Here is a 26,237-nt window from a genome sequence, read left to right as displayed (position 1 = left end):
GTCTCGCCTGACCTGCCGCGCGTCAGTCCGGTAGCCAGTGCAGCTCGTGTGCCAGGGTTTTGGCGACGGTACGGATGCGGCGGTGTAGTGGTGCCTGCACGCGCGGGAGGACCAGGTGGATCGTCAAGGTGGATGCGCCCCGCAGCGGTCGCCACGTGAGACCGGCCGGCTGTGTCGCGACCGCGGCCTGACCGGCCGGGGCGAGTGTGAGACCGTCGTGTAAGTCGCGCTGAGACATGTCGAAAGAGACTGGGGGCGTGCGGAATCGGGGTTTCGGCTCGATGTCGCGGAACAGTGCGCTCAGCTGATCGTGGATCACGGGGTTGGCCGTACGGTCGGGGAGTCGCAGCGGATACGCGGCCGCATCGGCGATCGCGATCTCCGGGTGTTCGGCCAGCGGGTGGTGCCGTGCCAGTTGGACCCCGACGCGCAAGCGCCGCAGCGGGAACCGGCGCACGCCTCGACCCGGCTGTTCACCGCGGGTGATCCCCGCATCGATGCGGCCGTCGGCGACCGCGGGAGAGATCTCCGGTGTCGCCATCGGGACCGCGCTGACCTCGAGTCCCGGGCTGCTGCGAATGAGCCTGTCCACCAGGGCCGGTGCCGTCTCGGCCCCCGCGCTGAGGCTGTATCCGATGCGCAGCCTGCCCAGTTCACCGGCCCCCGCACGCCGGGCGGTCTCCCAGGCCCGGTCCAGCGCCGCCAGCGCGGGCGGCGCGGACTCCGCCAAAGCCGCACCGGCCGTGGTCAATACGACGCTGCGCGTGTTGCGAATCAGCAGGCTGGTACCGAGTTCCGCCTCCAATCGGCGCACCCGGGCACTGAGTGCCGGTTGCGCGATACCGATCCGTGCGGCCGCGCGGGTGAAGTTCAACTCCTGCGCCAGCACCAGAAAGTACCGCAGGCTCACCGTATCCGGCGCCACATGCCCTCCCGGTCGATTGATAACGATCCGTTCTGAGTCTATCCCGTCCCGGTCTTTCCCTCGACCACACATCCGGCCCTAACCTGCGCATATAACGATTCAACGCGGTATTGCACACCGCACTCACCGGAAGGCAGTCATGCACAAGTTGGTCGTCCTGTATCCCCAGCCCGCCGACCCCGACCACTTCCGCGACTACTACGAGACCACCCACCTTCCGCTGGCCACGAAAATGCCCGGCCTGCTGGCGTGGCGCTACAGCTTCGACGTGGCGGCAGCCGACGGAGAATCGCCGTATTTCGCGGTCTTCGAAGCCGACTTCGCCGACGCCGCCGCCGAGGAGGCCGCACGGTTGTCGCCGCAGGGCCAGCGGGCGGCCGCCGACCTCGCCAACTACGCCACCGGCGGTGCGGTCATCATCCACTATCCGGTGCAGGACGGCACCAGCTGAGGAATCCTCGAGCGGGATCTTCCACCGCAGTCGACGCCCCGCAGCCGAATCTATGCGAACATATGTTCGTGTCCGATGGTCGCCACTCCGCCGATCGTGAGCCCGCTGCGGTTCGGGGGCGGCGGCCGCGGATGGCGGCGCGGGCGGAGGCGTCGATTCTGCATGCGGATCTGGACTCGTTCTATGCGGCGGTGGAGCAGCGGGATGCGCCGTGGCTTCGGGGGAAGCCGGTGATCGTGGGCGGCGGGGTGGTGCTGGCGGCCAGTTACGAGGCGAAGGCGCTCGGGGTGCACACGCCCATGAATGCCGGTCAGGCGCTGCGGATCTGCCCGCACGCGATCGTCGTGCCGCCGCGGATGTCGGCCTATTCGCAGGCCAGCAAGGCGGTGTTCGAGATCTTCCGCGACACCACGCCGGAGGTCGAGGGCATCTCGATCGACGAGGCGTTCCTGGACGTGGGCGGGCTGCGGCGGATCGCGGGCGCGCCGGTGGATATCGCCCGCAGGCTCCGCGCCGACGTGCGGGAACAGGTCGGGCTCCCCATCTCGGTCGGCGTGGCGCGCACCAAGTTCCTGGCCAAGGTGGCCAGCGCGGTGTCCAAACCGGACGGCCTGCTGGAGGTGCCTCCGGACGGGGAGCTGGATTTCCTGCATCCCCTGCCGGTCGAAAGACTGTGGGGCGTAGGCGAAGTCACCGCTGCCAAGCTGCACGACCACGGCATCACACGGATCGGCCAGCTGGCCGAACTCGGCGAACGCCCGCTCTCGTCGATCCTCGGTCCCGCGGCGGGCAGGCACCTGTACGCGCTGTCCTGGGCCCGGGATCCGCGCCGCGTCGAGACCGGTCGCCGCCGCCGGTCGATCGGTGCGCAGCGCGCCCTGGGGCGCCGGTCCCGCACGCCCGACGAGATCGAGGCCTATATGCACGGCCTCGCCGACCGGCTCGGGCACCGGCTCCGCGCCGCCGACCGGGTATGCCGAACCGTGGTGCTGCGCTTGCGTTTCGACGATTTCGCCCGTGCCACTCGCTCGCACACCCTCGCCGAGGCGACCGATCACAGCGCCACGATCCTGCGTGCCGCCCGCGACCTCCTGTCCTCGGCCATGCCGATGATCCACGAACGCGGCCTCACCCTGATCGGCCTGTCGCTGACCAACCTGGACGACGCCGACACCCTCCAGCTCACGCTTCCCTTCGAGCCCCGTGCGGGCGCGACCCTCGATGCCACGCTGGATCAGCTGCGTGACCGGTTCGGAGCCGGGACCGTGACCCGCGCGGCGCTGCTCGGACGCGGCGAGGGGATGTCGGTCCCGCTGCTGCCGGATTGAGGCGGATTATTTCCGCGTCGGTTGCAGCCTGCGCAGCAGTGCGGGGTGCGTCGCCGCCCACAGCACCACTCCGATACCGAGCAGCACGGCGGCGATGGCGTACTGCTCGTTGTTGCGGTCGGTGAACGGCGTCACCAGGAAGCCGCACGTCACCGCGCCCACTACCGGCAGCACGGTGGGAGTGCGGAAATGCTGATGCTCCACCGGATCCCGGCGCAGCACCAGCACGGCCACATTGACGATGGTGAACACCGCCAGCAGGAGCAGCGCCGTCGTCCCACCGAGTTCGGGCACCTCGCCGACGAAGGTGATGAGGCCGATCGCCAGCAGCGCGGTGAAGGCGATCGCGACCCACGGGGTGCGCCGGAACGGATGCACGCGCCCGAGTGCCTGCGGGATGACGCCCTGGCGCGCCATGCCGTACAGCAACCGGCTCGCCATCATCATGTTGATCAACGCCGTATTGGCGAGGGCGAACATGGTGATGAAGGCGAAGATTCGCGTCGGGAACGCGGGCGCACCGATCTCCACCACCTTCAGCAGCGGCGTATCCCCGACCTTCAGTTCCTGCAGCGGTACGAGCGCCACGGCGGTGATCGACACCAGCACGTACACCACACCGGTGATACAGAGTCCCGTCAGCAGAATCTTCGGGAAGATCCGGTTCGGCTCCTTGCATTCCTCGGCCATGTTCACCGAGTCCTCGAAGCCGACCATCGCGTAGAACGACAGCGTGGTGGCGACGATGACACCGCCGAGCGCGGTCCGGTGCCCGGTCTCGAATTCGGTGATGCGACTGAAATCGCCGTCGCCGAATCCCAAGGCCCACAGGCCGATTCCGACGACGATCAGCAGACCGGTCAGCTCGACACAGGTCAGCACGACGTTGGTCCACACACTCTCGCTGACGCCGCGCAGATTGACGAAACTGACCACCAGCATGAACGCGACCGCGACCAGCGTGATGCCGACGCCCACGCTCAGATCCAGGTGGAAGGCCTCGGCGAAATTGGCGGCGAAGGCGCGGGCGCCGGTGGACGCGGAGGTGAGACCCGAGCACATCACCGCGAAAGCGACCATGAACGTGAGGAATTGAATGCCGAAGGCCTTGTGCGTATACAGCGCGGCACCGGCCGCGTTGGGATATTTCGTCACCAGTTCCAGATAGGAGAATGCGGTGATCAGCGCGACCAGGAACGCGACCACGAACGGCACCCACACCGCACCACCGACCTGCGCGGCAACCTTCCCGGTCAGCGCGTAGATTCCGGTGCCGAGGATGTCGCCGACAATGAACAGCAGCAGCAATCCCGGGCCTATGACGCGTTTGAGCTGGGGTTCGGCATTATGGTCGGATCGGTTCGCGGCGGTCTCGGTCATGCTGACTCCTCGAATTCCCCGGCGCGGCCGGCAGCCCGCGCATGAATCTGGAATTTACCCGCTTCGCCGGGGCAGTATTCGGGTGTTGACGATTCGTTACGTGCGCCGGGCGAGTCTCAGGCGGGAAGCAGCCCGGCGGCGGCCAGATCGTCGAACAGCAGTTGGTCCACCGGAGGTACCAGCGCGCGGTCCGCGTAGCCGAACCAGGCGATCTCGTCGATCTCGCTGCTGGGCTCGAGGGTTCCGGAATAGGCGGCGGTGTAGCACGCCATGCGGACCAGACCCGATGGGGCGCCGGGCAATTCGGCCTCGTAGGTGCCCACGTGCGCGACGGATTCGGGGTCCAGCGCGACGGTCAGTTCCTCGTCGATCTCGCGCAGCAGCGTCTGCAGATCGCTCTCGGCGCCCTCGCGCTTCCCGCCGGGTATGAAGAAGACGTCCTTCCCGCGCGGCCGCGCACACAGGATCCGCCCGTCCTCGATGAGTACCCACGCCACGGTATCGATGAGCCGCTGTCCCGGTTCGGTCCGCACCGCCAGCAGCCTACCGATCGGCGGTGAGGTCCTCCGGCCACCCCGGAAGGGACCGAAGTCCCTGTGATCACCGGCAACCACACGGCATTGTTTTACGCGCGGGCCGCCGACCCCATCCCCCTGCGGGGGCCCGCACCCAAATCTTCCGGCCTGTTCCTTCGGTGCCGGGCCGCAGGCCGAACACGTACACGCGGCGACCTCCTCCACCTGTGCTAGACAGAAATGTCATTGTTTCGACAGCTGGAGGCGCCGGTGCTGCACAGTGAGACCCGCTCGGGCGTGGGTGAGCTCATCGCGCAGCGGCATGCCGAGCGCAGCGAGCCCGGGCGCCGCAGCGACGACGCGCGGCTGGCGGTCGTGATCGAGGGCGGATCTTCTCGCGGGGTCTATTCGCACGGCATGGTGGCGGCGCTGGAGGAACTGGGCCTGCTGCGGTGCGTCGACGCGGTGTACGGATCGTCCGCGGGGGCGCTCAACGGGGCGTGGCTGCTGTGCGGGCGGGCCGCGGAGGCGCGGCGGGCATGGCGGGACGACATCATCCGGCGGGTCATCGCCCCGGCCCGAGCCCTGCGCGGCGGGCGCGTGGTCGATACCCGATATCTGGTGCACACGGTGTACGAGCGCCTCGTGCCGATGGATTTTCCGGCGATCCTCGCCAATCCCGTGACGTTCCACCCGATCGGCACCGACACCGCCAGCGGCGCCGCGGTCGATTTGCGGCCACACATCACCGATGTGGCTACCCTGCAGCGCGCCCTGCGGGCCACGACCTGCCTGCCGATCCTGGCGGGACGTTCGGTGGCGCTCGCCGACCGGCGCTATGTCGACGCCGGTCTCTCCGAATCGATTCCGATCCGCACCGCCCTCGCCCAAGGAGCCACCCACGCCCTCGTCCTGCGCACCCGCCGCACCGACGAAACCCCCAGGACCCCTTCGGAAGTGGAACACCGAATCGTCGACCGCTTCCTGCGCCGCCACGCCCCCGGCGTGGTCGACGCCTGGCTCGCCCGCGCCGAACAATACGACCGCGACGAACAGACCCTCGCCGACCACCCGGCAGTCCTACAAATCCGCCCCCCTCTCGGCTCCCCCACCATCGGCCGCGTAGCACGCGACGAAACGGTCCTACTCCACGCCTTCGACCTCGGCCGAACCGCAGCCGCCAACGCCTTGACCACCTACCTGACCCCACTGACCCCACGCTGACCCGACAGAAACTACCGTCCGCAAGTGCCCGACCCGATCTTCGCCCACCCCCACCTCGCCCAAATCTACGACGAGTTCGAAGGCGCCCGCACAGACCTGACCGCCTACGCCGCCGTCGCCGACGAGCTGAATGCTCAGACGGTCATCGACATCGGTTGCGGAACAGGCTCTTTCGCCGTGCGGCTGGCAAGCACCGGGCGCGCGGTAACCGCGGTCGATCCGGCCTCGGCCTCGCTGGAGATCGCGAGGGCGAAGAAGGCTCCGCCCGGGATCTGCTGGTTGCAGGGTGATGCGACGACCCTGCCCGAGGTCGGCGCCGACCTCGCGGTCATGACCGGGAACGTGGCGCAGGTGTTCGTCACCGACGACGAGTGGGCCGACACTTTGAATTCGATCGCCCGATCTCTCAGCGGCGGTGGCCATTTCGTATTCGAGACCCGACGCCCCGGTCGGCGCGCATGGGAGGAATGGGCCGACAGCGAGCCGGTGGTCCGCGATATCCCGGGCATCGGCCGCGTCGAGCGCAGCCTCGACGTCACCGCCGTGGAGCTGCCACTCGTCTCATTCCGCCACACCTACACCTTCGCCGCAGACGGCACCGTCCTCGTCTCGGATTCGACCCTGCGGTTTCGCGAACAAGCGGAGGTCGAGGCGGACCTCGCCGCCCATGGATACCGCATCCGAGATGTCCGGGAGGCACCCGACCGCCCTGGACGCGAACTGGTATTCATCGCCGAAAAGCCATGAGCGTCGAGGCATTTCAACACTCCCAACCATTCAGAATGCATCCCATTGCCACGGACGCTGCACGTCACCGCGAAGGCAGGAAATCCTGTGCTCGGCCTGTCGCAGAGCTTCCGCGCTCGTCGCAGCCTGCCCGAGGGCGAACGCTGTCCAGCGCAACTCCTGGATATCGGCGAGAGTGCGGAACCCAGGCCAGGTCGTCACGTCGTAACCGCCATAGGCGTCGACGAAGGACTGGTAGTCGGATTTCGTAATCCTGCTGAAGTCGGTGTAATCCACGGCAAGTGGTATGAGGTCCCACTCGGGCCGGCCGAGCGAGACTTTGTCCAGATCCAGCACCGTCGGGATGCCCGATGGCGGGACCACCAGATTGCCTTGCCAAGCATCTCCGTGCAGAACCGTCGGTGCCGACGGATCCGGCAGTTCGCGATATTTCCGGGACAGCTTGTCGTACCAGGTCAGTAACCATGCGGTGTCGTCGTCGTTCGCGGGGCTCCCGGCCAGCCGCTCCCGGAGATTGCCGAACGGGTCGTACTCCGGCAGTTTCGGCTCCAGCGGTGGGGTGACGGCATGCAACGCGCGCAACATCACCCCGAGCTCGGTGGGAGTCGCGGGTCGATGATCGGGAATCAGATGCCACCACGTGACCGGCCTGCCCTCGACCGAGACCGGCTGCGGGAGTTCCGCGACCGCTTCCACGGTAGGGATTCCGGAACTGTTGAGCCACCGCGAAATCCGCACCTCACGCTCGGCGTCGAGGAAACTTCCCGGACTCCCGATGCGCGCCACGATATTTCCTGCGACTCGATAGATGGCATGCGATCCCTCACGGATTATCTCTCGCCCGTTCAGATCGACGCCGGCGAGACGCGCGGCTCGGACCAGCACGGCGTCGGACGATGCCGCGGTCATGGTGCCGCCTTCGGCGCCGTGTGGTGGCTGATGGACTCGTGAAGGTTCGCCGCGTCGCTCACGTCCGAATGTCGGGCAGCGGCCGCGGCCAAACTCCGAAGTTCGGTCCGGAGACGTAAGGAGTCGAGCCGGCCGGTGTTCTCGACGGCACGCATTCCCAGTTCGGCCGCTGCACGGGGATCACCGAGTTGCATAGTGATCGTCGCGAGACGAATAAGCGAAAACGTTTGAGAGCGAGGGTAATCCGCTGGTTGCAACTCAACCGCTCGGCCTATACGCTCCGCGACCGTCTCGATCTGCCGAGTGGCCATCGCCACGGGAATCAACGCCTTGCCTGTACTGCCGAGGTGTTCGGCTTCGTCGTAGAAACACAACCAGGGTGCGTCGGTGGCGGGCATTCGTCCGGCGAAGTATTCGTCCGCGCGTGCGACCTCGGTCAGGGCGTCATCGCCACGCCCCATGGTTGCGAGATACTGCGCACGAAGGGCACTCAGCATCGCCCGGACCGTGGCCGACAGCCGATCGGACCGAACCTGCGCTACTTCGATGAGGGACAGAGCAGCGTCGGTATCGCCCGCGTACGCCGCCCGGCGAGCCATGTCGGCAAGGGTGCTCGCACGCAGTTCCCACGATCCCGCGGCATCCGCGCAAGCAAGAGCGAAACGAAACCTCCGATCAGCGGTCGCGTGATCGCCGGCGTCGAATGCGGCGTACCCGGCCACACCGCTGAGGTTCCCGACGGCTTCCAACAGTGCTCGCCGGACTGCCGGAGATGCCTGGGCGCGCACCAGGCAGCCGAGGCGGTGTACGAATTGCATCGCCAACGAGGTGGCGGTTCCACCGCCGAGCTTGTTCTCCGCCGATGCCGCGGCCCGGGTCGCGAACCGAACCCTGACGACGTCGCTCCAGTCGGCCCGGGTCGGCGGTTTGCCGCTCCAATCGATGAGATCCTCGAAATCGGTTGCGACTACTCCGGGTTGGAGTGGACGAATCAGCTCCGCAATGGCGGTACCGATCTGCTGCCCCGCCTGCTCGCGGCGCCGACGCGCCGGTGTGAAGCCGAGTTCGGTATCGGTGGCGTGGAGTACAACCCGGAAGGCTTCGCGGTATGAGTCGTTCGGCCAGCGAATCACGCCGCGTTCGTATCGAGCGATCGTGTGGGCGTCCATCTCCCGACGCTCGCCCTTGGTGTGCCATAAGTACTGGTTGACTGCCTCCGCCAGCTCGGCGCGACTCATGATCTGTCCGGGCAGGATCGCCGAGGGCATCGCCTCGCGACGCTGTTGGAACTGCCGATTCGGTGGCATCCACACCCCTCGCGTGCCGGTTCGAGCCCAGTCTAACGGGACCGCATGCGCAGGTCGTCGGTCGGGCAATCTGCCCCGTAACTTGCCCTCCCGAATGCCGGTCCGGCAACAGACGCTGGAGCTGGGAACAATTCCGCGATTCATTCGGCGAAGTTTCGCCGCGATGACAGAAAGACCTGACTGATACGCCTGAAAGGAACGGAAATGACCGGTACGCCAGCTGCCATCGGGTATCTGCGGAGGGATGTTTCGAAATCCCGGCAGGAGTGGGACGAGACGCAATTGCGCAGTCTTGCAAAGCGATTGGGGTACAACTTGCGCAAGACGATTGCCTTCGGTGAGCACACCGACAAACCTGACTGCCGATTGCGGACTATTGTCGCTCGCCTCGGGGTCGAGGCGGTGATCGTGCCGGATGTACGCCATTTCGAGGGCGGTGCGGTCCCGGCCCAACTGGTCGCCGTCGTCGATGTGATCACAGTCAGCCCGGAGTGCACGTACGCGCGCTGGGCCGACGGAAAATTGCCCGAGCTGAGCGAGGGCGCACCGTGACGTCCCGCCTCATGCGGGGCAGCACGGCAGGTGAAGTGTCTGGGTGGCGGAAGGTGATTGCCTGTGGGGTCGGGTGGGCCTGGTCAGGATTTGTGGATTGTCAGCGGGGGCTGGGCGGTTGCGCGGGCTAGTTCGGCGGCTTCCGACTTCAGGGCTCGGGGTGGGGGTGGGTTGCCGTCGAACATGGTGATGGTGAGGTTGGTGGGGGTGGTTTCCCAGGTGCCGGTGATGCGGCCGTTGACGAGGACCAAGGGGGAGATCCAGCCTGCGGTGCGGCTGATCTTGGTGCGGTGTTCGGGTGGGAGGAGGGCGGGGTCGTTGGTGCCGGGGCCGAGGATGTACTGGTCGAAGGGGCCCAGGAGGCGGACCGAGTCGGTGGGGGTGGTGGCGGCCAGGTCGTCGGCGTCTTCGGTGCGGAGCCAGGCGCGGCGGCCCTCGATATCGACCTCCGTGAGGGCGTCGCCGAGATTTGCGAACCATTGGCGCACAGTGGTTTTGCCGAAGGCGCCGCGCATGGTCCAGGCGCCGAACGCGTCCTGGGTGGCCGGGCCGTAGGCGCCGAGGTAGGTGGTGATCACCTGCGCCGCGGCGGCATCCAGGTCTGTCAGTGGCTCCCAGCCGGGGACGAGATGGGCCGGGCTCGCGAAGGTGATGTTGGCGCCCCGCGCGGGGCCGTGGCACAGCACGCCCTGCCACGCCAGCGGTTTCAGCAGCGCACCCCATCCCGAGCGCAGTTGCTCCCCCATCGCGTGGAAGCGGGGGTCGGCCAGCAGCGCCTCCACCAGTTCGCCCCGCGTGAGGACGGCGCCGTCGAGCACCTCGCGGACCGCGTCGGCCAGCGCCGCCACCTCCGCCGGTGAGGCCCCGAAGTTCCGCTGCCAGATCGGTTTCTCCCACGTCCGGGCCGAGGACACCAGCGGCAGGACGGCCCGCGCGAATTCCGGAGTGAGCGCGTGCAGCGTGCCGCGCATCGCCCACGTCTTCACCAGCGAGCCCGCCTCCAGCGCGGCCGCGACACCACCCGGTGCGGCGGTCGAATGCCGCAGTGCCGCAGCCGTTTCCGCCGCCGACGCCACCTGCGCCTGCAGCCCACCGAGCCGTTGGGACACCGCGACGGCGTCGGCGGACCCGCGGGGATCCACGAACTGCCGCCGCATCCGCCAGGCGAAAACCTGATCCCACGTAGCCCGCACCGCACCTCCTGAACTCATGCCGCACGGATGCGCGGCCTGTGCTCACGATAGAACCGCTCACCGACAGCGGGGATCGACGCTCCGCACCAGCTCCGGTACCGCAGGCGAACAACAGCCGCGGATCACGGCCGATCGCGATTGCCGCAGGATGCGGCGAACAGGCAACCGACGGTGGGGCCGGGGTGCTCAGTCGGTGTGCTTCACGTCGACGCGGTGGGTCGTCGTCGTGGAGTCGCCCAGTGCGACGCGGACCGTGAGGATGCCGCGGCCGTAGGTGGCCTCGACCTCGTCCTCGCGGGCGCCCTCCGGCAGCGACACCGTGCGCGCGAACGAGCCGTAGCTGAATTCGGAGTAGCCGCGCTCCTCGCGCTGTTCGGACCGCTCGGCCTTGATGGTCAGGTGCCCGTGCTGAACGGTCACCTCCAGGTCGTGGGCCGGATCGATATCCGGAATCTCCACCCGCACCACATAGTGGCCCGCCTCGATGAAATCCTCCATCCGCAGCTGACGGGGCGCGAGGAAGGGCACGAACCCGCCCAGCGGCGCGAACGCGGTGCTGAACATGTCGTTGACATCGGTCAGCAGCGAGCGTCCGAAGTCGGGGAACAGCGATCGGGGCTGGCGATGAACAGGAAGTATGGTCATCGTTCTCTCCTGGGCATGAGCTGATGACGACTGCGCTGTCGAGGCCGCCGCAACCGGTCGGCAGGAGCCGCGATCCCGGCGCCACACCCCATGCTACGCCCGCGTCTCGGCCGAAAACCGTGACCGCAGAACCGCATTCGCCGTGACGCAGCTGCCGCCAACGGTGGGGATGGACCAGGATCGACTGTCGGACGCGCCACCAAACCATGCATATACTCGCATACGTTGCTAGCCTGTCGCTGTGACTCCGAAACCGACCGATCTCCCCGAACCGTTCTGGAACCTCGAGACCCGGCTGTCGGCGGTGCTCTCCATGCTGGCGGGCTTTGTCGGCGCCGCCGCCTACACCCATTCTGCCGGATATTTCGTCACCTTCATGACCGGAAATACCGAGCGGGCGATCCTCGGCAACTTCCTGGGCGACCACACCCTGGCGGGCGGCGCGCTGGCGCTGATCGTTTGCTTCGCGGTCGGTGTGATCGTCGCCTCGGTCTGCCGCCGGCACTGGTGGCGCAACCATCCGCACGGCGCCACGATGCTGGCCACCATCGTGCTGGCGATCGCGGCGGTCCTCGATCAGATCCTGGCCGACCGCGACAAGGATCTGGGCCTGGCCCCGATCCTGTTCGTCGCCTTCGCCATGGGCGCGCTGAACACCTCGTTCGTGAAGAACGGCGAGGTCTCGATTCCCGTCACGTATGTCACCGGCACCCTGGTCAAGCTCGCCCAGGGCATCGAGCGCCACCTGTCCGGCGGCTCCGCCCGCGACTGGCTCGGATATGCGGTGCAATACGGCTCCTTCGCGGGCGGCGCCGTCATCGGCGGCCTGATCAGCCTCGTCATCGACGGTGGCGACATGCTCTATACCGCGGTGATCGGATCGGCCATCGTGGCGGCCTACACCTGGTTCGCCGATCCGCGCTGGGCGCGCGACCACGAGGAGGAGGTGAAGGTGCCGCAGAGCGACCGCAACTGACGCCCTACACGGGATGTTTGGGCCGCTTGTCCATCAGCCGCAGGATCAGCGGGGTGAAAATGAGCTGCATCGCCAACTCCATCTTCCCGCCGGGCACCACGATGCAGTTCGGCCGCGACATGAACGAATCGTGCAGCATCGATAGCAGATACGGGAAGTCGATCACCTTCGGATCCGCGAAACGGATCACCACGAAACTCTCGTCCGCGGTCGGAATCGTGCGCGCGATGAACGGATTCGAGGTGTCCACCGTCGGCACCCGCTGGAAATTCACATAGGTCCGGGAGAACTGCGGGCAGATGTACTTCACGTAGTCGGGCATGCGCCGCAGAATGGTGTCGATGACCGCCTCGCTGGAGTATCCGCGGTCGGTCTTGTCGCGAATGACCTTCTGAATCCACTCCAGATTGATGATCGGCACCACACCCACCAGCAGATCGGCGTATTGCGCGACGTCGATCCCGCCGGAGACCGCGGCACCGTGCAGGCCCTCGTAGAACAGCAGATCGCTGCCCGGTGTCAGCTCCTCCCACGGCGTGAATGTGCCCACATCCTGGCCGTAGGGCTTGGCCTCCGCCTCGTCGTGCAGATAGTGCCGCACCAGCCCGACGCCGGTGTCGCCGTAGTCGCGGAACAGATTCTCGAGCTCCTCGAGCAGATTCGCCTCCGGGCCGAAATGCGAGAAATGCAGATTGCGGTTCTGCTCCGCCTCGGCCATCGCCAGCTTCATCTCGTTGCGGTCGAAGCGATGGAAGGAGTCGCCCTCCACGATGGCGGCCGTGATCCCTTCCCGCCGGAAGATCTCCTGAAAGGTCTTGGTGACACTGGTGGTCCCGGCGCCGGAGGATCCGGTGATGGCGACCACGGGATGCTTCAGTGACATCGCACCTCCACTGTGCTGCGGTGACATTCGGTGTCGCGCACCGACGTTCAATGGCGCCCCGGACGAAACAGCGAGCGCGTGCCGAACAGCGAGGCGTCGAAACTGGGCCCCTCGTCGGGTTCGCGGTGATAGCGCTCGATCCGCTCCACCTCGTTGCGGGAGCCCAGGATCAGCGGCACCCGCTGATGCAGCCGCTGCGGCCGGACCTCGAGCACCCGCTCCCCGCCGGTGGTGGCCCAGCCGCCCGCCTGCTCGATCACGAACGCGATCGGATTCGCCCCGTACAGCAGCGAAACCCGGCCCGGCCGTTCGGGAAAGCGAGTGTCGTACGGATACAGGTAGACCCCGCCACGGGTGAGAATGTGGAACGTGTCGGCGACCAGCGAGGCCACCCAGCGCATATTGAAATCCCGCCCGCGCGGACCCTCCACACCCTCCAGGCATTCGTGGACGTAGCGGCGCACCGGCCGCTCCCAGAACCGCTCGTTGGCGGCGTTGATGGCGAAACCCGAGGTGTCCTCGGGGATTCGCAGGCGCGGGTGGGTGAGCACGAAGGCACCGATCTCCCGGTCCAGGGTGAAGCCGTCCACGCCGCTGCCGGTGGTGAGCACCAGCATGGTGGCCGGGCCGTACAGGGTGAAGCCCGCGCACACCTGGCTCACGCCGGGCTGCAGGAAGTCCCCGGCCTCCGGAACACGGTCGTCCTCGGGCGCGCGCAGCACGCTGAAAATCGTTCCGACAGGCAGATTCACGTCGATATTCGAGGAGCCGTCGAGCGGGTCGAACGCCAGCAGGTACTTGCCGCGCCGATACTCGGTGGGGACCCGATGGAAGTCGTCCATCTGCTCCGACAGCAGCGCCGACAGCGGTCCGGTCCACTGCGATTCGGCGACCATGATGTCGTTGGCGATCGCGTCCAGCCGGCGGTGCACCGTCGGCGGCAGGTTCTCCGCGGGCTGGGCGCCGAGGGATCCGACGATGCGGCCCCGGGTGACCTGGTTGGCGATGATCTTCGTCGCCGTGGCGACGACGTTCAACAGCGCGGAGAACTCCCCCGAGGATCCGGGATGGCGGTGCTCCTGCTCGATCGTGTACCGGGTGAGCGTCTTGAGTCCCTCGGGCATTGCTACTCCCTGCGAAATACGCTGCTGCCGTACACATCCGCGGCGGTGAGCGTGGTCAGGTCCGCCTTGCCCAGCGGCCGGTGCAGCTCGACCAGACGCTTGGCCTGCCGCAACCGGCAGCGGTCCAGGGCATTGCGGACGCTGCGGCCGTTGGCGAAACGCGGTCGGGCCATGCGCAGTTCGAGATATTTCGCGAACGCCTCGGCGCCGTCCGGGTCGAAACGCAAATGCAGGTCGGCCACCATGAGGTCCGTGATCGCGCGCAGTTCGTCGTGGGTGTAGTCGGGGAATTCGATGTGGTGGGCCACGCGGGAGGACAGGCCCGGATTCGCGGAGAAGAACGTCTCCATCCGGTCCGGGTATCCGGCGAAGATCACCACTGGAATGGATGGCGATGCTTCCGAGGGCCCTGCGTGGTTACGCAAGCTGCCTCCTCCGGGCCCGCCGGGCGCACCGCGGCTGGTCCGCTCGGTTTCCATCTCCTGCAACAGGATTTCGATGACCTCCTGGCCGTAGTCGCGCTCGTTCTCCGGACGGAACAGGTAGTACGCCTCGTCGATGAACAGCACTCCACCCGCGGCCTTCGCCAGGGCCTCCTTGGTCTTGGGCGCGGTGTGGCCGATGAACTGGCCCACCAGGTCGTCACGGGTCACCGTGTGCACCTTCGGTTTCCGGATGTAACCGAGGGTGTGCAGCAGTTCGGCCATGCGCAGCGCCACCGTCGTCTTGCCGGTGCCCGGACCGCCGGTGAAGCTCATATGCATCGTCGGGCGCGCGGCCGCCAGGCCGAACCGCTCGCGGGCGCGCTCGACCAGCAGCAGCGCGGCGATCTCGCGGACGCGGCGCTTGACGCCCTCCAGGCCGACCAGTTCCGCGTCCAGGCGGGCCAGGGTGTCCTCGACGCGCCGGCCCGCCAGGTCCGCCGAAAGGTCCAGCAGCGCATCGTCGTTCAATGGTTCGACATCGAGCGCCGCCGATGACTCGGGCGCGCCGTTGCGCTGCGGCTCGGGCGCACCGTCGCCCGCATCACCCGGCCGATACATGCGGAATCCGGGCGCGCGCCGGTCAGGCGCGGGTTCTCGATCGTCCTGTGCCGGTCGACGTTCCGGGACCACGGCTGCCACTCCTGTCCGATCTCCTCTCGGCGGGCTCGGCCGCCGTCTCCACTCGAGGACTCAGCCGCCGCACTCTCCAGCCGCCGTGCTCTCTTTCGAACTCTCAGCCCCCGTAGCGGCGCCCGGCAGGCAGTTCGGTCGCGTATGCGTGCAATCCGTAGTGCTGGCGGCGGTCGTCGGACTCCGTGCGGGTCAGCACGAATCCGGGCTCGTCCGGCGGGCGCTGCACCAGGAAGCTCAGCGCCGTGGTCTGCCTGCCGTAGCTCGCGTCGTAGGCGTTGACGCGAATGTAATGCTGCGGGAACGTATTCCGGCACGCGTTGATCTCGGCGAGCACGCCGTCGGGCTCGTCCAGATCGAACAGCGGCAGGCCCCACATCTCCCAGTACGTATTGCGCGGATGCGGGTCGTCGGTGTACTCGATCGATACCGGCCAGTTCTCCAGCAGCGCGTACCGCACCTGGGCGCCGATCTCGGCGTCGGTGAGTTCGGGCAGGTGGGAGAACGTCCCCTGACGCAGATACATGGCGAATCCTCGGCTTTCAGCGGCTGGCGGTCGGTACGGCATCGGGGGCATCGGTGGAGGTGTACTCGAAGGTGACATCTCCCCAGGTCGTCAGCGCCGCCTCCAGCGGGCCGCAGACCGCCGCCGCGCGGCGCAGCACGTCCGGCCCCTCCTTCAGCAGATCGCGACCCTCGTTGCGGGCCTTGACCACCGCCTCCAGCGCGACCCGGTTGGCCTCCGCGCCCGCGGCGATGCCCATCGGGTGCCCGATGGTGCCGCCGCCGAACTGCAGCACCACATCGTCGCCGAACAGATCCAGCAGCTGGTGCATCTGTCCGGCATGGATGCCGCCCGAGGCCACCGGCATCACGCCGGGCAGGCTCGCCCAGTTCTGGTCGAAGAAGATGCCGTTGCGCGGATTCGCCGGAATGTGGTTGTCCCGCAACGTGTCGTAGAAGCCCTGCGCCGTGTGCGGATCGCCCTCGAGTTTGCCGATGACGGTGCCCGCGTGCAGGTGATCGACGCCGATGAGCCGGCACCACTTGGCCAGTACCCGGAAGCTGACGCCGTGCGTCTTCTGCCGCGTGTAGGTCGAATGCCCGGCGCGATGCAGGTGCAGCAGCATGCCGTTGCGCCGCGCCCAGTGCGACATCGACTGCATGGCCGTGTAGCCGACGGTGAGGTCCATCATGATGATCACGCTGCCGAGCGATTTCGCGAACTCCGCACGCTCGTACATATCCTCCATCGAGGCCGCGGTGACATTGAGGTAATGCCCCTTCAACTCTCCCGTTTCCGCGACAGCCCGGTTGACGCCCTCCATCGCGAACAGGTACCGATCCCGCCATCGCATGAACGGTTGCGAGTTGATGTTCTCGTCGTCCTTGGTGAAATCGAGACCGCCCTTGCAGGCCTCGTACACCACGCGGCCGTAGTTGCGTGCCGAGAGGCCCAGTTTCGGTTTCACGGTGGCGCCCAGCAGGGGCCGCCCGTACTTGTTGAGATACTCCCGCTCCATCACCGTGCCGTGCGGCGGACCCTGAAAGGTCTTGACGTAGGCCACCGGAATGCGCATATCCTCCAGCCGCAACGCCTTCAACGGTTTGAATCCGAAGACATTTCCTATGACCGAGGAGGTCAGATTCGTGATCGAGCCCTCCTCGAAAAGATCGAGATCGTAGGCGACGTAGGCGAAGTACTCCCCCGCCCGGCCCGGGACCTCCTCGACCCGGTAGCACTTGGCGCGGTAGCGGTCGTGTGCGGTCAGCCGGTCGGTCCAGACGACAGTCCATGTGGCGGTTGACGATTCGCCCGCCACCGCGGCGGCGGCCTCGATCGGGTCGACGCCCGGCTGCGGCGTCACCCGGAACACCGCCAGCACATCGGTATCGCTCGGCACGTAGTCGGCGTCGTAGTATCCCATCGACGCATAGGACTGAACTCCCGGATCCCAGCGGTCGCGGGTGGATTCGTCGGCCATCGGTTGCTCCTGTTCGCCGGGGCTGCAGATCCAGAATGACCGGGGCTGTCCCACCGAACAATTCGATTGTTTCTCGTCTCGCTCAACCGAATCGTTGAGTTTGCTACCGTCTGGTGATGGGAAGGGTGAGCGCGGTTCGCATGGAAACCTTTCTCGCCGTGGCCCGGCACAACAGCATCCGTCGCGCGGCCGCCCAGCTACACATCACCGAGGCCGCCACCTCCGCCGCCGTCGCACACATCGAGAAACAGCTGGGCGCCAAACTGATCGCGAAATCCGGACGCGGAATTGCGCTCACCGAGGCCGGGCGCGTGTACGCCGAATATTGCCGCAGCATCCTGGGTTTGATGCAGGAGGCACAGGCCGCGGTGCGCCGCGCCGAGACGGGGCGGCTGCGCATCGGCGTCGTCGCCACCGCGGGCGAGTACGTGCTGCTGCGCCCGCTGGTGTCCTTCCGCGACCGCTATCCGGAGATCGAGGTCGGGTTGTCGATTCAGCCCCGCGACATCCTGTTCCTCGAATTACTGCACCACGAAACCGATCTCGTGATCGCGGGCCGTCCACCGCGAGAGGCCGGGCTCGTCGTCCGCGCCCGCCGCCCCAGCCGCCTGGTGGTGGTCGGTGCCCCCGGCCACTGCCCCGATCCCCTGACGGCCACCTGGCTCCTGCGCGGTCACGGCTCGGGCACCCGCGAAACCACCCTCGCCCTCCTGGACCGCCTGCAGATCCGCCCGCCCACCCTGACCCTCGGTTCCCACGGCGCCGTCCTGGCCGCCGCCCGCGAGGGCCTCGGCATCACGCTCATTCACAGCGATGCGGTCGAAACCGACATAGCCACAGGCATTTTGGATCTGCCCCCGGTCGACGGCACCCCCCTCGACCGCCCCTGGCACGCCGTCACCACCCGCACCCCGACCCCCGCCGCCAAACTGTTCCTGGCCCACCTCACCGATCCGGACCGAGTGGGGGCGGCCGCATTCCGCACGCACCAGCAGTAGCGGCCGACCACGCATCCCCTTACTTCAGCTGCGGGATCACCTCGGCGGCAAGGCGTTCGGTTTGTTCGGGCTCGTCGAACATGGGGGTGAACAGGATCAGTTCGGCGCCCGCGTCGGCGACCCGCTGGACGCCGCGGACGCAGTCCGCGGGAGTGCCCGCCACCGCCACGTCGGCAAAATTCGGTGTGCCGTACAGCTTCTCCAGACTCTGGGCGATGCGGGTGCGGGCGCGTTCGGCGTTGTCGTCGACGGCGACGTAGATCCGCTTGGCGATGCGGAAATCGCCTGGGTCGCGGGAGGATTCGGCCAGGATCTCGCGCACCGTGCGCACCTGATCGGTGAACTTCTCGGTGGTACTGGATCCGGCCCCGAAGAATCCGTCACCGAGCCGCACGGCGCGGCGCAGCGCGTTGGGGTGGCCGCCGCCGAACCATACGGGCGGCGTGGGCTTCTGGAACGGCTTGGGCTCCATCCGCGCGTCCTCCAGCTGCCAGAAGCGGCCGTCGAAGGTGACGGTCGGCTCGGTCCACAGCGCCCGCATCAGCGCGACGCCCTCGGTGAACCGAGACACCGTGCCCTCGGGGTCGACGCCGAAGGCCGAGAACGCCCGGCCCTGCCCGCCGTGACCGACGCCGACCTCGAGCCGGCCGCGGCTGAGCTGGTCGAGGCTGCTGAGCGCCTTCGCGAGGTGGACGGGGTTGTGCAGGGTGGTCACGAAGACCGAACAGCCCAGCCGCAGCCGCTCGGTCCAGGCGGCCGCGTAGGTCATCGTCTCGATGGGGCCCAGCTGCGGCAGCCCCGTCGGCGTCAGCACCTGCTCCTGCGTCCAGCCGCTGTCGAAGCCCAGCTCCTCGATCCGCCGCAGATGCGTGCGGAAGGCGGCCGGGTCGAACTCCCCATCGGCGTGGAACTGCGGTATCGAGATCCCAAAGCGCATGTCAGGCACCAACTGCGCGCGGGTGTGACAAATTCCATCCACCGCCGTATTTATTTAGTTAGTGTGCGACAACTATATTACCGGGAGGTTCTATCCGCTTGCTGCCCTCTGGGAAGGACACTCTTGGCTTCCGCTCAACCCGCCGGTGGCGTCGACTCCGGCGACGTGCAGACCATCCGCCGCCGGCTCCGCGTGGATCGCGATCACCCGCGCTACAAGTGGGTGGCGCTGTCGAACACCACGCTGGGCATGCTGATGGTGACGATCAACTCCTCGATCGTGATCATCTCCCTGCCCGCGATCTTCCGCGGCATCCATCTCAACCCGCTCTCCCCCGGCAATGTCAGCTACCTGCTGTGGCTGCTGATGGGCTTCCTGCTGACCTCCGCGGTACTGGTGGTGATGTTCGGGCGGCTCGGCGACATGTACGGCCGTGTGCGCATCTACAACATGGGCTTCGTCGTGTTCACCGTCTCGGCGGTCGCGCTGTCGTTCGATCCGTTCGACCTCGGCGGCGGCGCCCTGTGGCTGATCATCTGGCGGATCGTCCAGGGCGTCGGCGGCGCCATGCTGATGGCCAACTCCGCCGCGATCCTCACCGACGCCTTCCCCGCCAAGCAGCGCGGCGTGGCGCTGGGCATCAATCAGGTGGCGGCGGTGGCCGGTTCGTTCCTCGGGCTGCTGATCGGCGGCATCCTGTCGGAGTGGGACTGGAAGGCCGTGTTCTGGGTGAGCGTGCCGATCGGCATCCTCGGCACGGTGTGGTCCTACCGGTCGCTGCACGACTTCGGCACCCGCAGCCCGGGCTCGCTCGACCTGCCCGGCACCCTCACCTTCGCGCTCGGCCTGACCGCGCTGCTCACCGGCATCACCTACGGCATCCAGCCACACGGCAGCTCCAAGACCGGCTGGACCAACCCCTGGGTGCTGGGCGCGGTCATCGGCGGCCTCGCCCTGCTGGCGGCGTTCTGCTTCATCGAGACCAAAGTGCGCCAGCCGATGTTCCAGATGTCTCTTTTGCGCAATCGCACCTTCGGACTGGGCAATCTGGCCGGGCTGATGGCATCGATCGGACGCGGCGGCCTGCAGTTCATGCTGATCATCTGGCTGCAGGGCATCTGGCTGCCGCTGCACGGCTTCGATTTCGAGTCCACGCCGCTGTGGGCCGGGATCTACATGCTTCCGCTCACCGTCGGGTTCCTGGTGGCGGGTCCGATCTCGGGCTGGCTCAGCGACCGGTACGGCGCCCGGTCGTTCGCCGCGGGCGGCCTGGCACTGGTCGCGGTCACGTTCGTGCTGCTGGTAGTGATCCCGGTCGACTTCAACTACTGGCTGTTCGCCCTGATCATCCTGCTCAACGGCCTCGGATCGGGCATGTTCACCTCCCCCAACACCGCCGAGGTGATGTCGGCGGTGCCGGCCTCGCAGCGCGGCGTCGCCTCGGGCATGCGGGCCACCCTGATGAACGGCGGCATGGCGCTGTCGATCGGCATCTTCTTCTCGCTGATGATCGTCGGCCTGTCCGGAACACTGCCCGGCGCAATGGATTCCGGCCTGCGCGAGCAGGGCGTGTCGGCGCAGGTGGCGGGTGAGATGGCGGATATGCCGCCGGTGGGCAGCCTGTTCGCCACCTTCCTCGGCTACAACCCGTTCGAGGAGCTGCTGGGCCCCAGCGGCACCCTCGATCAGCCCGGCGTGCACGGCGACGTGCTCACCGGCCAGGAGTTCTTCCCGCACCTGATTTCCGGGCCGTTCCACTCCGGCCTGGTGGTGGTGTTCCTCGGCGCGGCGATCATGATGCTGATCGGGGCCATCGCGTCCTGGTTCGCCGGTAACAAGTACGTCGTCGACGAGCAGGCGGAGCTGGCCGAGGCCGACCGCGAGGGCACGGGCATACTTACCGATACGCACAGTGCCGACCCGGCAGTGACCGGCGTAGGAGCGAAAACGGGATGATCCAGCAGGAGCGCGCGCGCAGCGCCGAGCAGTTGGCGGAGGCGGCCGACCTATACATGGCCCTCGGCCGGATCACTCGGCTGCTGCGCCGCTCCGGCGACCTCGGCTCACTGAGCCCCGGCTCGGCGGCCGCGCTGGCGACACTGGTCCGCACCGGCCCGATGCGGCTGGGCGACCTCGCCGCCGCCGAACGCGTCACCGCGCCGACGATGTCGCGGATCGTCTCGGCCCTGGAGAAGGTGGGCTATATCGTGCGCACCGCCGACCCGGTCGACGGGCGCGCGCAGCTGCTGTCGGCCACCGAGCCCGCTCGCGCGCTCGTGAACGGGCTCACCTCCGCCCGAATCCAGCGCTTCGCCGACGCTCTCGACGACCTGCACGCCGACGAGCGGGCCGCGCTGACGACCGCCATGACCAAACTGGTCGACCTGCTCGACGAGTAAGACTCCTCACTTTCTCGAGCGTGGATGCCATTGTGGCTGCGCGGATTTCCGATATCTGATAGAAAAAGATCACTTCCTGCAGACAAAGATCTGGGTTGCTCACAATGTTGTGGGCCGGAGGTTCGAGCTCCCGGAGACCCTTCTTGCAGCGCGGCTTTCGGAGCTCGGTACTGCTTTCCGGAGGAGAACCGTGATGACTGTCCGCTCCAACACCACGCCGATCGACCCGCGTGATGACCTCGAAACATCCGACGACGCCGTGGTATGGCCCGAGCCGAGCCCGCTCTCGTCGTGGTGGCAAAAGGTGATGCAGCCACCGGCCGACCGGCGGTCCGCACCACAGAAGTCCTGAATCCGTCGTTCCTGCGGAGGCCGGCAGCACAATCCGGCCTGCGCCGGAACGACGGGTCGCGGCATGCGGAACACCCCGGAGTGGCGGTGGGGACCCCGAACTTGACTTGGAGCACACTCCAGGTCGTAGCGTCGGAGCAGGTGAGCGAGCGCTCACGCTGTCAATCCGGTGTCATCTAGGAGGACCCCCGCATGATCGCGACCAGGAAACTCGGCGAGCTGACCGTGGGCGCGCAGGGGCTCGGCTGCATGGGCATGAGTCAGGCCTACGGCGTGCGCGACAACGACGACGAGTCGATCGCCACCATCCATCGCGCGCTGGACCTGGGCGTCACGCTGTTCGACACCTCCAACATCTACGGACCCGGGACCAACGAGCGGCTCCTCGGCCGCGCGCTCGCCGATCGCCGGGACCGGGCGGTGGTGGCGACCAAGTTCGGCATCGTCTGGGGCGAAGACGGCTCCATGGGCGCGCGCGGCGACGCGGCCTACGTCAAGCAGTGCTGCGACGAATCGCTGTCCCGGCTGGGCGTCGACCACATCGACCTGTACTACCAGCACCGCGTCGACCCGAACGTGCCGATCGAGGAGACCTGGGGCGCGCTCGCCGAACTGGTCGCCGCGGGCAAGGTGCGGTATCTGGGCATCTCCGAGGCGGCGCCCGCGACCATCCGCGCCGCGCACGCCGTGCACCCGGTGACGGCGCTGCAGAGCGAATGGTCGCTGTGGACCCGGGAGATCGAGGCCGAGGTGGTTCCCACCTGCCGGGAGCTGGGCATCGGCATCGTGCCGTTCTCGCCGCTGGGGCGCGGATTCCTCACCGGCGCCGTCACCTCCACCGCCGATCTGCCCGCCGACGATATGCGCCGCAACCTCCCCCGCTTCGCCGACGGCAATTTCGATCGCAACCTCGCCATCGTCGACGCGCTCCGCAAGATCGCCGACGAAAAGGGCGTCACCGCAGGACAATTGGCGCTGGCGTGGGTGCAGAGCCGCGGTGCCGACGTGGTGCCGATCCCGGGCACCAAGCGCCGCACCTACCTCGAGCAGAATGTCGCCGCGGCCGAGATCGAGCTCACCGCCGAGGATCTGGCACGCATCGAGCAGGCCGCCCCGGCCGACGCCGTCGCCGGTGCCCGGTACCCCGAGCAGTACGCCCGCGCCGCGGGCAAGTGACGGCCGCATAACCGGACCGATTGTGGCTCAACCGAGTTCGGTGGGTCGGCGCGGTCGACCACGTCTCCCCGCACGGCGGCGGGCCGGTTGCGCACGTCTCGCGCAACCGGCCCGCGCCGGGTATTCGTCGGTCCGTCAGTCGTCGTCGCGGTCGGTGGACAGCACCGCGCCGGAGTTGGCGTCGACCTTCACCTCGTACTCCACGCGGTCGGTGCCGATGACGTCGACCTCCCACACCGTGGCGCCACGATCGGTATCCAGGTCGGCGTTCTGCACCGTGGCGCCGGGGACGGCCTCCAGCGCCTTGGCCTTCGCTTGGTCCTGAGTGATCGACGGGTTCGCGGCCGGGGCGGCCCCGGCACGCCCCTCCGTGCCGAGCGATGCGAGCGCGACGCCGCCGCCGATGAGTGCGATGGCCACGGCCCCGACCAGAACCCAACGCAGAGCGCCCAGTGCCCGGCGGACAACGACTGCCATGATCAACCTCCTGTGCCGAATGATCTCGAATGCGGTCACCACCGTCGCATCGCGTGGCTGAAGGCAACCTGAACCCACCTGAAATCTTCTTCAGGGACCATCTGTCAGGCTGGTGCCATGCGTTTGCTGATCGTCGAGGACGAGAAACGTCTGGCCGACACCCTCGCGAAAGGCTTGGCGGCCGAGGGTTTTGCGGCGGATGTCGCGCACGACGGGACCGACGGCCTGCACCTGGCCACCACCGGGGACTACGACCTGATCATTCTCGACATCATGCTGCCGGGCATGAACGGCTATCAGGTGTGTGCCGGCCTGCGCGCGGCGGGACACGAGACGCCGGTGCTGATGCTCACCGCCAAGGACGGCGAATACGACGAGGCCGAGGGCCTCGACACCGGCGCCGACGACTACCTGAGCAAACCGTTCTCCTACGTGGTGCTGCTGGCCCGCATTCGCGCCCTGCTGCGCCGCCGCACCCGCGGGGGCGCGGCCAAGCTGACCGTCGGAGACCTGACGCTGGACCCCAACACGCACAGCTGCCGGCGCGGCACCGAGGAGGTGCCGCTCACCGCGAAGGAGTTCGCCGTCCTGGAGCAGCTCGCGGTGCACGCGGGGGCCATCGTGTCGAAAGCCGATATCCTGCAACATGTCTGGGACTTCGCCTTCGACGGCGACCCGAATATCGTCGAGGTCTACATCAGCACGCTGCGCCGCAAGATCGATGCGCCGTTCGGGCGCCGGTCGATCACCACGGTGCGCGGCGCCGGATACCGGCTGGTGGCCGACCGTGGCTGAGTTACGGCGCCGGTTCCGGTGGTTCAGTTCGGTCCGGGCACGCACGGCCGCCGCCGCCACCGTGGTCGTGGCGGTGGGGCTGGTGGCGGCCGGCGTTGTCGTGCTGGCGGTGCTGCGACACAATCTCGTTCAGAGCGCGGGGGTGCAGGCGGAGATGACCGCCCGCGAGGTCGAGGCGCAGCTCGCCCGCGGCGCCGATCCGGCGGTGCTGAAGCTCCCCGACGCGGACAGTCAACCCGTACAGGTGATTTCGGCCGACGGGCGGGTCCTGGCCGCCGACGACGATCTGCACGGCCAGCCGGCGATGGCCGACTTCGCGGCGTCGGGCAAGGACGATGACGACGACGATGACGACGACGACGACGATGAGGTGCGGCCCACGACCGCGCCGAAGGAACAGCCCGTCGAATTCCGCGATATGCGGCTACCGATCGCCGACGACGACACCGGCAGCCACGACTTCCGGGTCGCGGCCATCACCACGACGATGCCCACCGGGCAGCAGGTCACCATCTATTCCGGATCCTCGCTCGCCACGGCCGACAAGGCGGTCGCCGGCGCCCGCAACGCCATGCTGCTCGGCCTGCCGCTGCTGCTGGCCCTCGTCGCCGGGGTGGCCTGGCTGGTGACCCGGCGCGCACTGCGCCCCGTGGAGGCGATCCGGAGCGAACTCGCCGAGATCATGGGCGGCGACCTGAGTCGCCGTGTCCCCGAACCGAATTCTCGCGACGAGATCGCCCGCCTGGCCGAGACCACCAACACCACACTCGCGGCGCTGGAGCAATCCTCGGAACGCCAGCGCCGATTCGTCGCCGATGCCGCCCACGAATTGCGCAGCCCGATCGCGAGCCTGCGCACCCAGCTCGAGGTCGCCCAGGCGCACCCGCACCTGCTCGATATGGACGGGCTGATCGCCGACACCGTCCGGATCGAACACCTCGCCGCGGATTTGCTGCTGCTGGCGCGTCTGGACGCGGGGGAACTGCCCCGTCGCGAACCGGTGGATCTGGCCGCCCTCGTGCGGGACGAACTCGCCCACCGCGCCGGGGACCGTCATCCGGTACGGATCGAGCTGCCCGCCGAGCCCACGACGGTGCTCGGCAGCCGGACGCAGTTGGGGCGCGTGCTGACCAACCTCGTCGACAATGCGCAGCGCCACGCCGCGGGGTCGGTCCGGGTGGCGCTCGAACGCGCCGCCGGCTCCGTGGTGCTGGCGGTGTCCGACGACGGTCCCGGCGTCCCACCCGATGACCGGGAGCGCATCTTCCGCCGATTCGTCCGCCTGGACGACGCCCGCAGCCGCGACGAGGGCGGCGCCGGCCTCGGCCTCGCCATCGTCCGCGATGTCGTCGACCGGCACGGAGGCGAGATCCGGGTGGAGGACAGCACGGAGGGCGGCGCCAGGTTCCTGGTCACGCTACCCGCGGAAACTACTGTGCCGCAGATACTTTCAGAGTGACAGGCGTATCGGACCGCACCGCCGTACCGGCCGCGGGCGTCTGATCGGTGATCGTCCACGGGGTGGTGTGACTCGCGGGGTCGTTCATCACGTCCCGGCCGTCGGCCGACGTGATCGAGCCGATGGCGTAGCACAGGCCCGCGCCGACCACGGTCTCGGCGAGCTGCTTGCCCCGGAAGTCCGGCAGCGGCTGCGGCCATGCCTGCTGATCGCACGGCTGGGCCGCCGGCGAGGCCGGTGCCGCGGACGCACTCGATCCCGCCGCCGGCGCGTCCTTTCCGTCGTCCGACGATCCGCACGCGGCGCAGGCCAGCGCAACGGTGAGCGTGAACACGGATATCGCGGTGCGGCGCATACGTTTTCCTCTACGTCCATGGGCCGTCTCG

General features: G+C 67.9%; 28 protein-coding genes. 13 read left to right on the top strand and 15 right to left on the bottom strand.

Annotated features, from left to right (window positions below; all coding sequences use genetic code 11):
- Positions 1-22: 22 nt before the first annotated feature.
- Positions 23-925: a LysR family transcriptional regulator gene (locus NM1_RS23040; RefSeq protein ID WP_068023359.1), complete on the bottom strand. Its 903-nt coding sequence runs from the start codon at positions 923-925 to the stop codon at positions 23-25.
- Between the two features lie 139 nt (positions 926-1,064).
- Here NM1_RS23040 and NM1_RS23035 point away from each other — a divergent pair, with 139 nt between their 5' ends.
- Positions 1,065-1,376 carry an EthD family reductase gene (locus NM1_RS23035; RefSeq protein WP_068023357.1) on the top strand — a complete coding sequence of 104 codons (312 nt, stop codon included), beginning with the start codon at positions 1,065-1,067 and terminating at the stop codon, positions 1,374-1,376.
- A gap of 62 nt (positions 1,377-1,438) precedes the next feature.
- On the top strand, positions 1,439-2,704 hold the full coding sequence (dinB, locus tag NM1_RS23030) for a DNA polymerase IV (protein ID WP_068023354.1): 1,266 nt from the start codon (positions 1,439-1,441) through the stop codon (positions 2,702-2,704).
- A 6-nt stretch (positions 2,705-2,710) separates the two neighbouring features.
- On the opposite strand, the gene NM1_RS23025 is transcribed toward dinB, so the two are convergent.
- Positions 2,711-4,084, bottom strand: coding sequence for an APC family permease (locus tag NM1_RS23025; protein ID WP_068023351.1), 1,374 nt, complete (start codon positions 4,082-4,084; stop codon positions 2,711-2,713).
- A 116-nt stretch (positions 4,085-4,200) separates the two neighbouring features.
- The gene (locus NM1_RS23020) at positions 4,201-4,617 is read right to left on the bottom strand and encodes an NUDIX hydrolase (RefSeq protein ID WP_068023350.1); all 417 of its coding nucleotides are present in this window, start codon (positions 4,615-4,617) and stop codon (positions 4,201-4,203) included.
- Positions 4,618-4,839: 222 nt separating this feature from the next.
- Here NM1_RS23020 and NM1_RS23015 point away from each other — a divergent pair, with 222 nt between their 5' ends.
- Together NM1_RS23015 and NM1_RS23010 are read left to right on the top strand one after the other, a co-directional pair.
- Entirely contained in the window at positions 4,840-5,823 is a 984-nt protein-coding gene (locus NM1_RS23015; RefSeq protein ID WP_068023347.1) for a patatin-like phospholipase family protein, read from the top strand.
- A 24-nt stretch (positions 5,824-5,847) separates the two neighbouring features.
- Positions 5,848-6,570 (top strand): class I SAM-dependent methyltransferase, encoded by a 723-nt coding sequence (locus tag NM1_RS23010; protein WP_068023344.1) that lies wholly within the window; start codon positions 5,848-5,850, stop codon positions 6,568-6,570.
- A gap of 30 nt (positions 6,571-6,600) precedes the next feature.
- Here the strand turns inward: NM1_RS23010 and NM1_RS23005 are convergent, their stop codons facing one another.
- Together NM1_RS23005 and NM1_RS23000 are read right to left on the bottom strand one after the other, a co-directional pair.
- Positions 6,601-7,479: a phosphotransferase family protein gene (locus NM1_RS23005; protein ID WP_068023343.1), complete on the bottom strand. Its 879-nt coding sequence runs from the start codon at positions 7,477-7,479 to the stop codon at positions 6,601-6,603.
- Positions 7,476-8,786 carry an NsdA family TPR-like regulatory protein gene (locus NM1_RS23000; protein ID WP_246011324.1) on the bottom strand — a complete coding sequence of 437 codons (1,311 nt, stop codon included), beginning with the start codon at positions 8,784-8,786 and terminating at the stop codon, positions 7,476-7,478. Before NM1_RS23000 ends, NM1_RS23005 begins: the two co-directional genes overlap by 4 nt.
- A 204-nt stretch (positions 8,787-8,990) precedes the next feature.
- On the opposite strand from NM1_RS23000, the gene NM1_RS22995 reads away from it, so the two are divergent.
- Entirely contained in the window at positions 8,991-9,338 is a 348-nt protein-coding gene (locus tag NM1_RS22995; protein WP_068023340.1) for a hypothetical protein, read from the top strand.
- 83 nt (positions 9,339-9,421) lie between these two features.
- Here NM1_RS22995 and NM1_RS22990 read toward each other — a convergent pair whose 3' ends face one another.
- The gene (locus NM1_RS22990; protein WP_246011323.1) at positions 9,422-10,531 is read right to left on the bottom strand and encodes a winged helix DNA-binding domain-containing protein; all 1,110 of its coding nucleotides are present in this window, start codon (positions 10,529-10,531) and stop codon (positions 9,422-9,424) included.
- A 186-nt stretch (positions 10,532-10,717) separates the two neighbouring features.
- Positions 10,718-11,176 carry an Hsp20/alpha crystallin family protein gene (locus tag NM1_RS22985; RefSeq protein WP_068023335.1) on the bottom strand — a complete coding sequence of 153 codons (459 nt, stop codon included), beginning with the start codon at positions 11,174-11,176 and terminating at the stop codon, positions 10,718-10,720.
- 241 nt (positions 11,177-11,417) lie between these two features.
- On the opposite strand from NM1_RS22985, the gene NM1_RS22980 reads away from it, so the two are divergent.
- The gene (locus NM1_RS22980) at positions 11,418-12,152 is read left to right on the top strand and encodes a YoaK family protein (protein WP_068023332.1); all 735 of its coding nucleotides are present in this window, start codon (positions 11,418-11,420) and stop codon (positions 12,150-12,152) included.
- Positions 12,153-12,156: 4 nt separating this feature from the next.
- On the opposite strand, the gene NM1_RS22975 is transcribed toward NM1_RS22980, so the two are convergent.
- The 5 genes from NM1_RS22975 to NM1_RS22955 form a co-directional block, all read right to left on the bottom strand.
- Entirely contained in the window at positions 12,157-13,035 is an 879-nt protein-coding gene (locus NM1_RS22975; protein ID WP_068023329.1) for a phosphoribulokinase, read from the bottom strand.
- Between the two features lie 47 nt (positions 13,036-13,082).
- Positions 13,083-14,159: a class 1 fructose-bisphosphatase gene (locus NM1_RS22970; protein ID WP_068023326.1), complete on the bottom strand. Its 1,077-nt coding sequence runs from the start codon at positions 14,157-14,159 to the stop codon at positions 13,083-13,085.
- 2 nt (positions 14,160-14,161) lie between these two features.
- On the bottom strand, positions 14,162-15,202 hold the full coding sequence (locus NM1_RS22965) for an AAA family ATPase (protein WP_084519935.1): 1,041 nt from the start codon (positions 15,200-15,202) through the stop codon (positions 14,162-14,164).
- Positions 15,203-15,377: 175 nt separating this feature from the next.
- Positions 15,378-15,800 (bottom strand): ribulose bisphosphate carboxylase small subunit, encoded by a 423-nt coding sequence (locus tag NM1_RS22960; protein WP_068023323.1) that lies wholly within the window; start codon positions 15,798-15,800, stop codon positions 15,378-15,380.
- Between the two features lie 16 nt (positions 15,801-15,816).
- On the bottom strand, positions 15,817-17,259 hold the full coding sequence (locus tag NM1_RS22955; RefSeq protein ID WP_068023653.1) for a form I ribulose bisphosphate carboxylase large subunit: 1,443 nt from the start codon (positions 17,257-17,259) through the stop codon (positions 15,817-15,819).
- Positions 17,260-17,375: 116 nt separating this feature from the next.
- Between NM1_RS22955 and NM1_RS22950 the strand changes: the two genes are divergently transcribed.
- Complete coding sequence (locus NM1_RS22950) at positions 17,376-18,257, top strand: LysR family transcriptional regulator (protein WP_246011321.1); 882 nt, start codon at positions 17,376-17,378, stop codon at positions 18,255-18,257.
- Positions 18,258-18,276: 19 nt separating this feature from the next.
- Here NM1_RS22950 and NM1_RS22945 read toward each other — a convergent pair whose 3' ends face one another.
- The gene (locus tag NM1_RS22945; protein WP_068023320.1) at positions 18,277-19,194 is read right to left on the bottom strand and encodes an LLM class flavin-dependent oxidoreductase; all 918 of its coding nucleotides are present in this window, start codon (positions 19,192-19,194) and stop codon (positions 18,277-18,279) included.
- Positions 19,195-19,443: 249 nt separating this feature from the next.
- On the opposite strand from NM1_RS22945, the gene NM1_RS22940 reads away from it, so the two are divergent.
- From NM1_RS22940 to NM1_RS22930, 4 genes are all read left to right on the top strand, one after another.
- Positions 19,444-21,150 carry an MFS transporter gene (locus NM1_RS22940; protein WP_246011343.1) on the top strand — a complete coding sequence of 569 codons (1,707 nt, stop codon included), beginning with the start codon at positions 19,444-19,446 and terminating at the stop codon, positions 21,148-21,150.
- Positions 21,147-21,593, top strand: a complete 447-nt coding sequence (locus tag NM1_RS22935) for a MarR family winged helix-turn-helix transcriptional regulator (protein ID WP_068023315.1) — start codon at positions 21,147-21,149, stop codon at positions 21,591-21,593. Before NM1_RS22940 ends, NM1_RS22935 begins: the two co-directional genes overlap by 4 nt.
- A 193-nt stretch (positions 21,594-21,786) precedes the next feature.
- Positions 21,787-21,945: a hypothetical protein gene (locus tag NM1_RS42440; protein WP_157123989.1), complete on the top strand. Its 159-nt coding sequence runs from the start codon at positions 21,787-21,789 to the stop codon at positions 21,943-21,945.
- A 194-nt stretch (positions 21,946-22,139) separates the two neighbouring features.
- Entirely contained in the window at positions 22,140-23,120 is a 981-nt protein-coding gene (locus NM1_RS22930) for an aldo/keto reductase (protein ID WP_114699590.1), read from the top strand.
- 135 nt (positions 23,121-23,255) lie between these two features.
- Here the strand turns inward: NM1_RS22930 and NM1_RS22925 are convergent, their stop codons facing one another.
- Complete coding sequence (locus NM1_RS22925; RefSeq protein ID WP_068023309.1) at positions 23,256-23,597, bottom strand: PepSY domain-containing protein; 342 nt, start codon at positions 23,595-23,597, stop codon at positions 23,256-23,258.
- A 117-nt stretch (positions 23,598-23,714) separates the two neighbouring features.
- Between NM1_RS22925 and NM1_RS22920 the strand changes: the two genes are divergently transcribed.
- Both NM1_RS22920 and NM1_RS22915 read left to right on the top strand, forming a co-directional pair.
- The gene (locus NM1_RS22920) at positions 23,715-24,392 is read left to right on the top strand and encodes a response regulator (RefSeq protein WP_068023306.1); all 678 of its coding nucleotides are present in this window, start codon (positions 23,715-23,717) and stop codon (positions 24,390-24,392) included.
- Complete coding sequence (locus NM1_RS22915) at positions 24,385-25,851, top strand: sensor histidine kinase (RefSeq protein ID WP_068023303.1); 1,467 nt, start codon at positions 24,385-24,387, stop codon at positions 25,849-25,851. The genes NM1_RS22920 and NM1_RS22915 overlap by 8 nt, the downstream gene beginning before the upstream one ends.
- On the opposite strand, the gene NM1_RS22910 is transcribed toward NM1_RS22915, so the two are convergent.
- Positions 25,823-26,206, bottom strand: coding sequence for a PASTA domain-containing protein (locus tag NM1_RS22910; protein ID WP_068023299.1), 384 nt, complete (start codon positions 26,204-26,206; stop codon positions 25,823-25,825). The two genes, NM1_RS22915 and NM1_RS22910, sit on opposite strands and share 29 nt — an antisense overlap.
- Positions 26,207-26,237: the final 31 nt, after the last annotated feature.

The sequence above is a fragment of the Nocardia mexicana NBRC 108244 genome, from assembly GCF_001613165.1.
In the GTDB taxonomy this organism is placed as follows: Bacteria; Actinomycetota; Actinomycetes; order Mycobacteriales; family Mycobacteriaceae; genus Nocardia; species Nocardia mexicana.
The sequence above is the reverse complement of the archived record's forward strand: the minus strand, read 5'-3'. Positions and strand labels throughout refer to the sequence as shown.